This is a genomic window from Vibrio sp. S12_S33, assembly GCF_963889785.1.
Taxonomy (GTDB): Bacteria; Pseudomonadota; Gammaproteobacteria; order Enterobacterales; family Vibrionaceae; genus Vibrio; species Vibrio aestuarianus.
The window spans coordinates 77985-93398 of record NZ_CAWPQZ010000013.1; the positions used below are offsets into that span (position 1 = coordinate 77985).

The following is a 15414-nucleotide window of genomic DNA, read 5'->3' on the forward strand; positions in this document are numbered from 1 at the left end:
TCAAACAATGAATATCATTTATTCGCACACGATCAAAATCAAATACCTATCCAATTGAAAATATTCAGCTAAAGTTGTTATAGATATTTTTAAAAATATCACGACACGCTATCATGTGATAAAAGATGTGTGTACTCAGCAGGAAAAAGATAATGGATGTATCGAAAGAAGTACGCCCGAAAGCTGCTTTAAAGTTAAATAAGACGATCTTAAATGCACTTTGGCTGCCTTTGATTATTCTTATCTTTGGTTTATTTACCGCAAGTCATTTTAATCAACTGCATCAAACAAAGCGAATTGAGCATATAAAACATGATTTATCCGATCGATTGCAGCAGATTAGCGATGGAGTAGCGGAAAAGGTCACCCTATATCAATATGGGATACGCGGCTTTAGAGGTGCAGTAATGACTGCAGGGGTCGATGCATTTGATTATGACCAGATGTTTCGCTATACCCAGACTCGTGACTATCCCAAAGAATTTCCAGGTGCTCGTGGCTTTGGGTTTATCCGCTTTGTTGAACCACAACAAAAAGAAGCTTTCCTTGAACGAGCTCGCCTAGACAGACCAGATAAAACTTTCAATATTCGCTCGCTTTCAAAGCACAATAATAGTTTATTTGTCATCCAATACATTGAGCCAGAAGATCGTAATAAACAAGCCGTTGGCTTGGACATTGGTTCAGAGGCGATGCGTCGTGCCGCAGCTTTAGATGCTGCGAAAAATAACTCGGTACGTCTCACCGCCCCGATTACTCTAGTGCAAGCCAATAAAAAAGCACTGCAAGGTTTTCTAATACTAATGCCAGTCTACAACACCAATAAAATATCGGATTCATCTTCTGTAGAAGAGCGTTTAAGTAAACTAAGAGGCTGGAGCTATGCGCCAATTTTGATAGACGAAGTGCTAAGTGCTGTGGCTGGCCTCAATGACGATGTTATTCTAACCATAGGTGATATCAATTACGGTACTTCAAATCATTTTTTCACTCGCGGCTCAATTCAAAATAGGACCCCTTATCAAGTCACTCAAACCATTGATTTGTTTGGACGTCAATGGGAACTCAATCTTATCGCTACCAATAAGTTTATCGAATCCCTACCATTAAAGGCTTACAAACAGACTTATCGAGAAATTTTGACGGTCACATTACTGCTCATGTTGATTGTATTTATTATTCAAATGATACGTTCACGTCGTGCTCAGTTAACCAACCACAAAATTGAACTCGCTCAAGCTAGGGAAGCAACACTGACGGAAAGCAATCTTCAATTAGAAAAATTAGTAAACCAAAGAACAGAAGAAATTTCACAAGTAAATGCTCTTCAACGTAGTATTTTAAGTAGTGCAGGTTACGCTATTATTGCGACTGATTTCGATGGGGTAATCACTGTATTTAACCCTTCAGCAGAAAAAATGATCGGCTACAGTGCCAGTGAACTGGTGGGAAAAAAAACACCAGCGATATTTCACCTACCTGAAGAGGTAGCTCGACGAGCAGAAGAACTCTCGTTAGAGCTAGGAGAAACTGTAGAAGCCGGATTTGATGCCTTTGTCGCTAAAGCAAAATTAGGCAAATCCGATATTAATCACTGGACCTACGTCAGTAAAAACGGTCAATACATTCCAGTTAAACTCTATGTCGGTGGATTAAGAGATGATCACGGTCAGTTAGTCGGCTTCTTAGGTATAGCTTATGACTTAACCGAACAGTTACAAAAAGAAAAAGAACTAGCGAAAGCCAAAGAGCAAGCCGAGTACGCAAACCAAGCGAAGTCTGATTTTTTAGCGAACATGAGCCATGAAATTCGCACCCCAATGAATGCTATTTTGGGATTACTGCAGATGACTCTCAATACAGAGTTAAGTAGCCAACAAACCGATTACTTAAATAAGACTAAAAGTGCGGCTCAGTCGCTACTCATTCTTTTGAATGACATTTTAGATTTCTCTAAAGTAGAAGCCGGAAAACTCGAATTAGAGCAATCTCCATTCTCACTGCCGGAACTGCTACAAGAGACTGGAATACTCCTATCCTCAAGCCTTAAAAACAAAGCCATTGAAATCATTTATCAAGTTGCGCCAGATGTTCCAACCATCTTGATCGGCGACAGCTTACGCCTGCGGCAAATATTGTTAAATTTAGCCGGCAACGCCATAAAATTCACCAATAGCGGTGAAATTAAAATATCCATAGAAACACAACAAGTTTCAGACAATAACTGCACCTTGCTATTTAAAGTATCTGACACGGGTATTGGGATGACTCAAGAGCAGCAAGCGATTATTTTTAATGGCTTTAGTCAGGCAGAGGCGTCTATTAGCCGAAAATATGGTGGTACAGGCCTAGGTTTATCAATCGTTAACCGATTAGTCAATCTAATGCAAGGTGACATTAGCGTGACAAGTCAACTTGGTGAAGGGAGCGAATTCGCTTTCACCATTACCTTAGATTTCTCACCAGTATGCACTGACATTTACTCACATATTACACATGGTTTAAAAATATTGTTGGTTGAAGATAATGAAACCGCACGCCTAATCCTTCAAGACACACTTCAAAGACTCGGCTGCCAAGTCTTTGCCGCGCCTAATGCCGATAAGGCTTTAACACAGCTAAACCACTTAGCTCAACAAGATGAGGTGATTGATCTCGCATTTGTTGATTGGAAACTGCCGGATATGGATGGATTGGCCCTTACTCGCGCAATCAAAAACCAAAAAAACATCAAAAAAATACCGTTGGTTATCATGATTACTGCCTTTGGCCGAGAAATTCTCGATAAGCATTTAGAAGCCACCCATGAGCTTTTAGAAACCGTTTTAATAAAACCAGTAACGCCAGAGCTGATAAAACAAACCATTATCAATGTACTTCAAAGTAAGAGCGCGACACTTGAAGAAACACAGATTACAAAAAATTCAAACGATACCTTAGCGGGGATCAATATATTACTTGTTGAAGATAATCCGACTAACCGTTTGGTCGCAACTGAATTGCTCAGTCAACGCGGTGCAACCATTATTGAAGCAGAAAGTGGCTTTAAGGCACTAGAAATACTACAAAATCAGCAATTCTCCCTAGTATTGATGGATATTCAAATGCCCGACATGGACGGTTATGAAACCACTCGTCAGATCCGACAAAATATGAAGCTTAACCAACTACCAATATTAGCAATGACTGCCAATGCACGACCAGAAGACAAAGCCGCCTGTTTAGCTGCAGGTATGAATGAGCACATCGCCAAACCTTTTGAAATCAATGATGTGATTCAAAAAATTCAACACTTCGTTACTCAAAGCTCTGCTCCAACAGACCTGCCAGTAGAACGACAAACTGTGGCTTCCCGCAATCAAAGAATATCAGTACAAGCCCAAGAGTATGCAGATAAACATGGTATTGAACTTCATCAAGCGATAACTCGCATCGGTGATATCTCTGTTTACCTAAAAGTAGTTAATCAATTTGTTATTGATATGCAGGAAGCTATATCACAATTGCAAGCGGCTGAACTTGTTACTGATGTGGCATTGCGTGTCTACCACAGTTTAAAAAGCGGCTCAGCAAGCTGTGGACTCATACCATTGTCGAAAAAGTTAGAGAAAGCGGAATACGAATGTTCAATAGCAACCACGGAAACGATGAAAAGAAATGGTAGCTTATTAGCCGACGTTCTATTTGCCCAATCGCAACTGAAATCATTGATCAATTTACTCAGCGACGAGCAACCAACAACTGCAACACCACCCGCTATGGATAAAGCAATATTTAGAGAAAAACTGCTGATGCTCGAGCGATGTTTCAACACTTCAAATATGGAGGCGACGACAGTATTTGAAGAAATCTCAGCACAATTAAAAACGGTTGATGAAGAATTAACCAAACAACTTGCAGAACAAGTGCAAAATTTGGCGTTTGAACAAGCAGCTGCAATACTAAAAGAAATCATGAAATGCTAGGAGTTTTCTGATGCTATCTAATTATGATTTATCAAGCTTTAATAAGAAAACTGACTTCACAGTACTCATCGTTGATGATCAGCCAACCAATATTCAGCTTATCTATCAGTTATTGAAAGATGAGTATCAGATATTGATGGCGACATCAGGAAAGCAAGCAATCAGCGTTTGTAAAGAAAGCCAACCCGACTTGGTATTACTCGATGTCATCATGCCTGAAATAGATGGTTTACAAACCTGCCACTTGCTCAAAAATGACCCAACGATTGCTAATATACCTGTTATTTTTATTACTGGACTAACCGCACAAGAAGATCAAGATGCATGCTGGGAAGCTGGCGGCGTGGATTTTCTTAAAAAACCCTTTAATGTCAATACGTTAAGAAATCGCATCAAAGCTCACTTAACGCTAAAACACCAAGCTGATCTGCTAAGATCTTTAGCGTATTTAGACGGTCTTACCGGCCTTAACAATCGCCGCTATTTCGATCAATACTTAAAGTCTCACTTAGCGCAAGCTTACCGAAAAAAACAGCCGCTTTCGTTATTACTGATCGATATTGATTATTTTAAACAATATAACGACACATTTGGTCACTTGGAAGGTGATGACTGTTTAAAGAAAGTCGCCACCGCTTTACATCAATGCTGCCGAAGACCGACCGATATCGCAGCGCGGTATGGGGGCGAAGAGTTCGCCATTATTCTTCCTGAAACAGACCAAGAAGGTATTTGGGAAGTGGCCAGCCTTGTTCAAGATCAGATCAAAGCGCTAAGTATCGACCACCCAGCGGCGGAAAACGGTTTTTTGACCATCAGCATTGGGGGGGCTGTCGATCTAGAAGGTACTCATTCATCGGAGCAATTAATCGCATTAGCCGACAAAATGCTTTATCAAGCAAAAGGCACTGGACGAAACCAAACATGTATTACCTGTGAAAAGAGAGCAGAGCAAGACAAACCAATCCTTTCTTAAGGTAATCAAAACATAGAAGATAAGGATATCTCCTTGCTGTAAAACTTCATCAACCCTTATTTAACAAATATTTATCGCCTGAATTTATTATTCGTTTAGGTGCACATTTTTGCATAGCTATCGTTAACAACCTACGTCAATTGCAGTATTACTGGTAATAAGTTTAGGGCAACCACAAAGCTACATCGAGAGCTCATTTTATCGGGTGGACTCCCAATGCAGTATTTGAACCCTCCAGCTGTAGACATAACCACCACCGAGTTCTTACGCCTACCCCTGCCTGCCGTTCATTAAAGCTTGCCCATCAACAATTTTTTAATTGATTAGGAGACTCACTATGAGTGATATTGCACTTTCTATCAGCATTCTTTCGCTGGTGGCTGTGCTTGGGTTGTGGATTGGTAACTGGCGAGTATATGGGGTTGGTTTAGGTATCGGTGGAGTGCTGTTTGGTGGCATTCTCGTCGGGCACTTTACTGGATCTTGGGGAATCGTCCTTGACTACAATACCTTGCACTTTATTCAAGAATTCGGACTTATCTTATTCGTTTACACCATTGGCATTCAGGTTGGTCCTGGTTTTTTCTCTTCGTTACGAAGCTCTGGGCTTAAGCTCAATGCTTTTGCTGCCCTTGTCGTATTATTAGGTTGTATCGTTACGGTCGCCCTTTATTACCTGTTTGACGTTCCACTGCCTGTCATTCTTGGCGTGTTTTCCGGTGCGGTCACCAATACTCCTTCTCTCGGCGCAGGGCAACAGATCTTAACCGAACTAGGCGCCCAACATAACTTACTCGATTTAACTGGGATGGGCTACGCGATAGCTTACCCATTTGGCATCTGTGGTATTTTGCTAACCATGTGGCTACTGAGAGTCATATTTCACGTGAGTGTTGATGCAGAAGCCGACGAATTTGAAATCAAAAATGGCCATAAAAAAGAAAGCTTACATACCATCAACATCGCCATCAAAAACCCGAACCTCAATGGGTTACTTTTAAAGGATATTCCCGCTTTAAGTGAAGGGGATATTGTCTGCTCTCGCTTAAAACGTGGTGAACAACTTTCTGTGCCAAAACCCGATTCACGAGTAGAAGTGAACGACCTATTGCATCTCGTCGGCGATAAACAAGCGCTTGATAAAGCTCGCTTGGTGATTGGTGAAGAAGTTGATGCATCACTCTCAACACGAGGTACGGAACTGCGTGTACAACGCTTGGTCGTTACCAATGAAATCGTGTTGGGCAAAAAACTGCGCGATTTAGATCTTAAAGAGAAATACGATGTCGTCGTCTCACGCTTAAACCGCGCAGGGGTCGAACTAATCCCAACCAGCCAATCTACTCTGCAATTTGGTGACATTCTTAATTTAGTCGGTCGCCAAGAAGCCATTGAAGCGGTAAGTGGTATGGTTGGTAACGCGCACCAGAAACTCCAACATGTGCAAATGCTCCCCGTATTTGTTGGGATTGGACTTGGTGTTGTATTGGGATCAATTCCTTTTTACCTACCCGGTTTTCCTGCGGCGATCAAACTTGGCTTAGCGGGTGGACCACTGATTGTCGCTCTAATTTTGGCCCGTATCGGTAGCATAGGTAAAATGTATTGGTTCATGCCACCGAGTGCTAACTTAGCACTACGTGAAATTGGCATTGTGCTGTTTTTGGCAGTCGTAGGACTAAAATCTGGCGGTAATTTTGTCGAGACTCTCGTACAAGGAGACGGAGTCAGTTGGATGGGATATGGCGCGCTCATCACAGCAATTCCATTAATCACTGTAGGAATTTTAGCTCGCGTGCTGGGGCATATTAACTATCTCACTATTTGCGGGATGTTAGCCGGTTCGATGACCGATCCACCCGCCCTTGCCTTTGCTAATGCACTACATGAAACCAGTGGTGCATCAGCTTTAGCTTATGCCACCGTTTATCCATTAGTCATGTGTTTACGTATCTTATCACCGCAAATATTGGCGTTGATACTATGGGCAATGTAGCGTGTTGAAATAAATAGAGATTCTTCTATGTTTGTTTAAGCTCACTTGAGAAAAAGGTGACCAGTAAGGTCACCTTTTCATTATATTAAATGATTGATTATACCAATCACAGTAAATAAGTGTTCAGAAATAGCGCAGGAAAAAGGCTTGAGAACAAGGCAGCTCTTTTCGATAAGAAGTTTCGATAAGTAGTTATTCTACAATCAAAAATTCTAACGCAGTTATCGAGCATTTTAACCAACTAGGGGCTTTGATGCGTAATTCAATGGAACTAAATCAAGAACCCGCGATCTGATCTGCTACCTCCACACTCTCTCGTAGTCCTATGCCTAAGCCTCGTTACAAAACAGCCAACTGGAGCAATACAACCAATCACTCATTAACCGTGGTTTTCTGTATTCACAGAATAAAAATAAATTTATTTTCTGATTTATCTTACGTTCATCAAAGAGAGCTAACTCATTCAATTTTAAACAATTTCTCATCAATACTTGTTTTTAATACGCGAAGTGATGGTTTCATCCTTCAAATAGGATTACGAGTTGTGAGATTTTGTTCCTAATATTCACTTCGAAGCAAACGAGATGCTTTTTTAATTAAATAATCCAACAAATATGAGTGACAGATTATTCGTTAGATTATTTGAGTCCTATATTTATTAGTAAGAGTAAAATTGTCATGGAAATTATTTCTAATCTATTTGAAATGGCACCATTTGTTGCTCTCTTTATTACGCTCTCTCTAGGTTATATGGTAGGTAAAATTACCATTGGTCGATTTGTTCTTGGTGGTGTTGCCGGAACATTATTAATGGGTGTAATTATTGGGCAATTTGGTGTTCATATTGATCCCGGCGTAAAAAGCATTTTCTTTGCGCTCTTTATTTACGCAGTAGGTTATCAAGGTGGCGCGCAGTTCTTCAAAGCATTGAATTTTAGAACCATCAACATTCTACTTTCTGCTGTAGTGATGACGGTTTCCGGCCTGCTTTGTGTATTAGCAGCTGCTTGGATGTTCAACCTAGACAGAGGCACGGCAGCAGGCCTAGCGGCGGGTGGTTTGACTCAATCGGCAATCATAGGTACAGCGGGTGATGCGATCGCACGTCTTGGCGGTGTGACAGAAGAAGCGAAGCACCTAATGCAGACCAATGTTGCAGTGGGCTACGCAGTAACATACATCTTTGGTTCGCTTGGTCCAATTCTTATGGTGACGTGGGTATTCCCAACATTGATGAAGTGGGATATCCGAGCAGAAGCAATTGCTCTAGAGGAGAAAAACTCGAATGGCAAGCACGAGCTAGCACCGGGTGAATTCAATGCAGTAACAGCATTGGTTACACGAGCATTTAAGGTGAGCAAAGATGACGGGCTAGCAGGTAAAACCTTAGCTCAGTTAAATCAACAATCGTTGGCGGCTTGTATTGAGTTAATTCAACGCGATGGCAAAGCCCTAGAGGTGGACAAATACACCGCGCTGAAAGAAGGCGACGTCATTGTTGTCACTGGTCGTCGCAATGCGGTACATCAGCTGCAAGATGGTTTGGCAGACAACGAGATTGCACTTCCAGAGGGCTATGAAGTTATTGAAGAAAACCGCCAACTGATTGCTGACAACCGCAAACTGATTGGTAAGTCACTGCAAGAGATCAAAGAGGCTTCGAACCAAGGCTCTATGCGCGGCATTTATGTGACGGACTACATTCGTGAAGGCAGCTCTATCGAAATGACGCCGGATCTTGTGGTGAAGAAAAACGACGTCATCCAGCTTACAGGTACAGCAAAAGACATCAATCGCGTTGAGAAAAACATTGGTCAGCGAATGGGCTCAGCAAACGTGACTGACTTAATCGTGCTTGGTATGGGCATGGTAGTGGGCCTATTAATTGGTCTAATCAGCTTTAAGATTGCTGGTATTCCCGTCACGATAGGCTCTGGTGCAGGTTGTTTGATCTCAGGTTTGATCGTCGGTTGGTTGCGTAGCCGCAATCCGCATGTTGCTCAGTTTCCTGTGGGTGCCGCGAACTTTATTCGAGATTTCGGTCTGGCAGCATTTGTGGGCATCGTTGGTCTTGAAGCTGGTCCTCAAGCGGTCGACACCATTAAAGAGCACGGCATGTCTCTGTTGTTCTTAGGTATGGCAGTCACCATCATTCCTCAGTTTATTTCGTTCTTCTTCTCATACTATGTATTGAAGATTAAGAACCCAGTTGAAGCATTAGGTTGTGTTACGGGTGGACGAAGTGCGAACCCAGCATTCGCTGCTTTAATGGAAAAAACAGGTAACGCAACACCGGTATTCTCATTCACCGTGACTTATGCAGTAGCCAATGTACTGCTCACCCTATGGGGACCAATTATTGTCGGCATTATTACTTTAAACGCAGGCATGTGATTTAAATAAATTAGAGAAATCTTATCTCCTAATTAATTAGGAGATAAGGGAAGTATTATCCAAATTTCAGTAAATAAAATATTAAGGTAAATATTATGACTACGCAAAATACAGCGATTGATTTTTCAAAGTTTGCAGATTTAAGCCCATTTGAATTAAAAGACAAACTCATTGAAGTGGCACAAACTGTTCCTGACCGCATTTTATTAGATGCAGGTCGTGGTAACCCAAATTTTTTAGCGACACTACCACGTAAGGCATTCATTCGTTTAGGTGAATTCGCGGTGATGGAAGCTGAGCGTACCTATTCATACCTTGATAGTGGTTTTGGTGGCATTCCAGATGGAATGGGTATCGTTGAACGTTTTGACACGTTCGCGAGCAATAATAAGCAAGACCAAGGTGTGCAGTTTATCGAAAAGTCGCTGAGCTACGCGAAAGACCGTCTAGGTCTACAGAAGCAAGCATTCTTGAATGAACTGGTTAACGCATACCTAGCGTGTAACTACCCAGTGCCACCTCGCATGCTGACAAACATTGAAACCGTCGTGAAGCAGTACATCGCAGAAGAAATGTATGGTCCTATGCCGATCACAACAGATTTCGATCTGTTTGCAACGGAAGGTGGCACCGCATCAATGACTTACACGTTCCAAACGATGTTTAACAACGGTCTAATCAAAAAAGGCGATAAAGTTGCTTTGATCACGCCAATCTTTACTCCTTATTTAGAGATCCCGGAGCTTTCTGAATATGAATTGGAGGTTGTTGAGTTACGCCTTGATGAGACAACATGGCAACTACCAATGTCTGAAATCCAGAAACTGGCGGATACAGACATCAAACTGCTTTGTGTCGTTAACCCTGCGAACCCAGCATCAGTAAAATTCTCGGATGAGACGCTAGATAACTTAACGAACTTCGTCAATGAACAACGCAGTGATTTATTCATCATTACTGATGACGTATACGGCACGTTTGCAGACGATTTTGTATCACTGTTTGCGAAACTGCCATACAACACGCTTTGCGTATACTCGTTCTCTAAATACTTCGGTGCAACAGGCTGGCGCTTAGGCTCGATTGCGATTCAGCACAACAACGTGTTTGACGACGCAATGCGTAGCCTTCCAGAAGCGCGTCAACTTGAGTTGGACGATCGTTACAAAACGCTAACTCCGGAACCTCGTGAAATCAAGTTTATTGACCGTATCGTAGCCGATAGCCGCAGCGTTGCACTTAACCACACGGCAGGTTTGTCGCTTCCTCAACAAGTTCAAATGGCACTGTTCGCTCTGAACTGCTTAATGGACTCAGAGCAAAACTACAAAGCAGCATGCAAACGCATCATCCGTGAGCGTTACAAAACCCTATACAAAAACATGGGTGTAGAAATTGAAGAAAACAAAGATCGTGTGGACTACTACACACTGCTTGAGCTCGATACTCTGGGCGGTAAATTGTACGGACCAGTCTTCGTTGAATGGTTCAAAGCGAACGAGAAGGGCAAGGACTTCCTGTTCCGCCTTGCACATGAAACCGGCGTTATCTTACTTCCGGGCAAAGGCTTCGATGTAGTTCATGCTTCAGTTCGTGTTTCCCTGGCAAACCTTACTCACCACGAATACGAACTTATTGGTCGTGCAACGCGCAAAGTGTTGGATGAGTACTTTGCCGAGTTCCAAGGCTAATTAATCTAGCCCAATAAGAATAAGCCTCGGCGTTGTCGAGGCTATTCCGACCAAATAAGCACAGTGTCGTACATTATGTTTATTTGGTCGCCAAGCTAACAAATTTCGCAACTAAGAGAGAAGTGCTAAAAAAAACGTTCACGATCTTACCCTGCGGCTTAATGTTGTCACCGCTTATAATTGTGATTCCATTGGTAATATTTTTGCCAGGTTATTTTTGGTGCGATCCCACCAACTGCTGTAGGGATCTTTAGTGTATCGAATAGCCTTACCTTCTTTCATTTTAGTCCAGACAATATCGCCATCTTCAAGAGTCAGTTTAAACGCAATCGTATCAATATAGTCATCAAACTTCTGGGCAAGATAACGACCCAACGCCTCAGATTTAGTCAAAATACCGATTTCGGTATTTTCATTACGAGAGCGTGGATCTAAATTAAATGAACCAATAAAAGCCAAATGTCGGTCCATTACATAGTACTTCGCATGTAAGCTCAATTTTGATGCATTAGAAGGGCGTTTTTTATTAGACTGCTCATATAATTCATCCAGCGCTTGACTATCTATCTCATGCAGTTCGACACCCATTTCCAGTAGTGCTTTTCGGTATTTAGAGTAACCAGTGTGTACCAGTGATACATCATTAGACATCATTGAGTTAGTGAGGATTTTAACTTTTACCCCACGATCAACGATCTCTTGAAATAGCTCTAGTCCGTCTTTTCCAGGTACAAAATAAGGAGAGATGATGATTAATTCTTCCTTGGTTGCTGTCACATAAGGGTGCAATTTAGGTGCTAGGTTATATTCTTGCTTATCACGAGATGAGACTATTTTACTAGGATCATCGTACAACACTGCGGTTTTTCCTACATATGGGACCTTTTTATTCTCTTTAATGAGTTCAATAAAGTGGTCGTCATTGACCACCTCAACATATTGTGACTTTTTGTTGTCTTTTATAAATGTATCAAAACTCGCAGAAAGCGCAGTTAAATCACTGGCCTGGGGTCGATAGTCAGTGAGTAGCTCAATGTTGTAGCTAAGGCTATTATTCCAAAAAAGATCAAAGGCTTGTTGAACCTCTTTAACCGATTCTCCTGCAAAAACAACGTCCAGATCACCAAAAGAGACCTCTTCAGAAGCCGTAAAATACTCATCAGCTAAATTGCGGCCACCTAAAATGGCAACGCTACCATCGACAGTAAAGGATTTGTTGTGCATACGTCGAGTCACCTTCCCCAGCTTGGTGACATATTGGATTGTCCGACTTTCACCACGGACAAATGGGTTAAAAACTCGCACTTCAAAATTAGGGTGTGCATTGAGGCGTTCAATACTATTGTCTTTACCACCCAAATCTATGTCATCAACCAATAATCTCACGCGAACCCCGCGCTCGGCCGCTTGCCATAACGCCGCAACGATTAAGCCACCACTTAAATCGGAGTGAAACAGGTAATATTGAAGATCAATACTCTCTTGTGCATCTTCGATTAACGCGATACGTGTAACAAAAGAGTCTACTCCTGTCTCGAGTAAAAACATGAATGTCTCATCGGATGCTAAGCCGAGTTTCTGACGCTGTTCTTCAACGCTGACACTTAATTGGCTGGTATCTGACTGATACAATGCGGTGCTCGGTGACGTGGTATTGTCAGGTAAACTGGAACATGCAACCAGAAGAGTACATAGAAAGAGGCAGAGAAAGTTTTTAATCAAAATAATTCCCACAATGAATGACTTAGTGTTGATTTAAGCTGGTATCATATAAATATTCAAGGCTAAATTCCAGGGTGAGAGCACGTGTGATCTGCTCCAGCCAGACTGGACACTTCATTAAGCGACATTTTGCTGTTCAAAGTTAACTGGTCATGGTGTCTTTCTTTACAACCTTATGCAAACCGTAGATCTGAGACTCATGTAAAGTGAGCTCTCTTGCTGCCACAGCTACTCCCACTATCTCCGCTAACTTCAGGGCTTCGGCTTTAAATTCAAGAGAATGGATAATACGTTTCTTTTTGTTTGTCATGGTTCACCTCGTTAGTGATTGTACTCACTTAACTCGGTGTCCAAAACTGATGGTGCGGATCATCTTCTGAAAGTTACAAAAGCGGCCACAATTGTTTTTGTGGCCGCTTTTAGACACGCTAGTGAGTGATGCGACTCGGTCCATTACGCACTAAATCTTGACCAGTTTGGAACACTTCTTCTGTCACCCAACGTGATAGTAATAATTGATGTTTATCATCTAATACTGCAATAAAACGACGACCATCCTTGTTACTTGTTGCCAAAGCCAACCCCGCCACATTGGTTAAACCCAAACCACCACTTTCTACAGCAATGATAAAGGCTTCTAGATCTACTAGGTTAGTGATGATGTCTGTTTCATTGTTCATGTTGCTATTCTCTGTAGAGCTAAATTGATAATGCGGGAATGTTGCGATATTTACTTAGTTAATGCAACTTTCTATTGTGAACCACTCCTACCAATAAGTGTGTAAGCGGCGTTACTAAAACATACTCTTTTAACCAAGAATTATGGCATGTAATTGCTATTATAAAAAATAGTTCAGAGATGCCGTCACTAAACAAGTTTAAGAAGACTGGCCAATAATAAGTAAAGGCGAGTTAGGCAACCGGCTCTAGCTCGCCAATTTATATTCCCTAGCTCATAATCCAATTTGCTTTGTAATTCCTAATCCGTTGGCAAACTCCCGATCATGACTGACAAGAATAAAACCACCACGATAACCATTTAGAGCTTGAGCGAGCATTATCTTCGAGTCGAGATCAAGGTGGTTATCTGGTTCATCGAGTAATAACAACGGTTGAGCCCGCTGGTGGCTAACGATCAACATCGCCAGTTTCATCTTCTCTCCACCACTGAGCATACTGCCCATCTTAAAGACACTATCACGACGAAAGCCGATACCTGCCAGTAGTGTCCTCGCATCGCTCTCTTTCATTCCCTCACATTGCTGTATCAAGTTGTCCAATATTGATAGGTTGGAACAAATTACACCAAAATGCTGGTCAAGATAATACAGAGGTGTATTGATCTGTAATTCCCCCTGTTGGAGCAACCGTTTTCCAAGTATAGTTTTCAACAAGGTTGATTTGCCGCTACCATTTTTACCCACTAGATGCACTTTGTCGGTCGCATAAACTTGTAAGGTAATTGGTATCGCACTACCAAAAGGTAATACCCCTTCAAATATGGAAATTACTTTACGAGAGCGGCTTTGGCTGTCTGCCAGATACAACTTCTGACTCTTCAGTTGATCTTTTCTCGACTTAAGAGCCTGCTCTTTTTCTTCTAAATGCACTTGCCGAAGTTGCTCATTCTTATTACGACTCGAAGCACGTGCCGTCGCTTTATCTTTCTTGCCATCAAGTAGAAGCTTGGACTGACTGCCCTCTTTACGCAACTTATTACCTTGAGCTGCTCTTTGCTCAGCTTTTTCTCGATTGCGCTGCGCTTGTTCTTCCAGCTGCTTTTTCTGCTTATCGACATTAGCTAGCTGACGCTCAACCGCTTGTAACTCGGTTCGTTTAGTCTCAGCATAAGAAGCATAGTTACCACCGAAAACTTGTAAACCAAGGCCGGATAATTCCCAAACTTCTTCTACTTCACACAGCAATTCACGGTCGTGGCTGATGACTAAAATCGCCCCTTCAAAAGCACGCATAGATTGAATCAACCACTGCTTAGCATCAGTATCGAGGTGGTTGGAAGGCTCATCCAGAATAAGTAGCTCAACATCACTTTCAAACAGTTGCCAAAGCTGTAATAGAGCCAATTGCCCACCACTGAGTTGCGCACAAGGAAAATCTAGATCTAATGGTAACCCCATATCACGGAGTTGCTGAATTAGTCGCGTGGCGAGATCCCACTCTTCCTCAACCAATTCGAACCAATGTTCTGAACAATCCCCCGATTCAATACGCTTTAGCGCTTCAATGACATCGTCTTTACCTAGGAACTGCACAATAGAAAGTTCAACGGAAAGTAAATGCGAAGGTTGTTGACGGTAGACAGCCACTGATCGTGACAAAGTAACGGTGCCACCAGATGGCGTCTGCTCACCACTTAAAATCGAAATGAACACCGATTTACCCACACCGTTGCGTCCGACCACACCAACACGGCTCTTGGTCATTGAGCATGACAGTTGCTGAAATAGTATATCGCCATTATCAAATTGATGGCTGATATTATAAGCCTGTAAGACTGGCATAATTTGCCTCCTGCTTGACAGCAGGGCGGGATCGCACTTTGTTAACAGATGTGATCTAATAACCTCAAACCCTTTGCTATGTGCCCATTTTGAACTTAATTGAACATTTGTCAGTCGTTGAAGATACCCGTTCTGACATTAATCAAAA

The 15414-nt window shown here is 42.0% G+C and carries 8 protein-coding genes and 1 pseudogene; 5 read left to right on the plus strand and 4 right to left on the minus strand.

The window, feature by feature from the left end; all coding sequences use genetic code 11:
* Positions 1-152: 152 nt before the first annotated feature.
* From AACW06_RS08525 to AACW06_RS08545, 5 genes are all read left to right on the plus strand, one after another.
* Positions 153-3965: a PAS domain-containing hybrid sensor histidine kinase/response regulator gene (locus AACW06_RS08525; protein WP_192074745.1), complete on the plus strand. Its 3813-nt coding sequence runs from the start codon at positions 153-155 to the stop codon at positions 3963-3965.
* Between the two features lie 10 nt (positions 3966-3975).
* On the plus strand, positions 3976-4941 hold the full coding sequence (locus AACW06_RS08530) for a diguanylate cyclase domain-containing protein (RefSeq protein WP_192074746.1): 966 nt from the start codon (positions 3976-3978) through the stop codon (positions 4939-4941).
* A gap of 337 nt (positions 4942-5278) precedes the next feature.
* On the plus strand, positions 5279-6937 hold the full coding sequence (locus tag AACW06_RS08535; RefSeq protein ID WP_192074747.1) for a putative transporter: 1659 nt from the start codon (positions 5279-5281) through the stop codon (positions 6935-6937).
* Positions 6938-7615: 678 nt separating this feature from the next.
* Entirely contained in the window at positions 7616-9331 is a 1716-nt protein-coding gene (gene aspT / locus AACW06_RS08540; RefSeq protein WP_192074748.1) for an aspartate-alanine antiporter, read from the plus strand.
* A gap of 95 nt (positions 9332-9426) precedes the next feature.
* On the plus strand, positions 9427-11022 hold the full coding sequence (locus tag AACW06_RS08545; protein WP_192074749.1) for a bifunctional aspartate transaminase/aspartate 4-decarboxylase: 1596 nt from the start codon (positions 9427-9429) through the stop codon (positions 11020-11022).
* Between the two features lie 174 nt (positions 11023-11196).
* Here the strand turns inward: AACW06_RS08545 and AACW06_RS08550 are convergent, their stop codons facing one another.
* The 4 genes and pseudogenes from AACW06_RS08550 to AACW06_RS08565 all read right to left on the minus strand — a co-directional run bounded on the left by AACW06_RS08550 (position 11197) and on the right by AACW06_RS08565 (position 15266).
* Entirely contained in the window at positions 11197-12744 is a 1548-nt protein-coding gene (locus AACW06_RS08550; RefSeq protein WP_192074750.1) for a phospholipase D family protein, read from the minus strand.
* A gap of 145 nt (positions 12745-12889) precedes the next feature.
* Positions 12890-13054 (minus strand): annotated as a pseudogene (locus tag AACW06_RS08555) (IS3 family transposase); the annotation flags it as partial.
* A 118-nt stretch (positions 13055-13172) separates the two neighbouring features.
* Positions 13173-13424 carry a hypothetical protein gene (locus tag AACW06_RS08560; protein ID WP_192074751.1) on the minus strand — a complete coding sequence of 84 codons (252 nt, stop codon included), beginning with the start codon at positions 13422-13424 and terminating at the stop codon, positions 13173-13175.
* Positions 13425-13697: 273 nt separating this feature from the next.
* A complete protein-coding gene (locus tag AACW06_RS08565; RefSeq protein WP_192074752.1) occupies positions 13698-15266 on the minus strand; it encodes an ATP-binding cassette domain-containing protein in 1569 nt (522 codons plus the stop codon).
* Positions 15267-15414 lie beyond the last annotated feature (148 nt).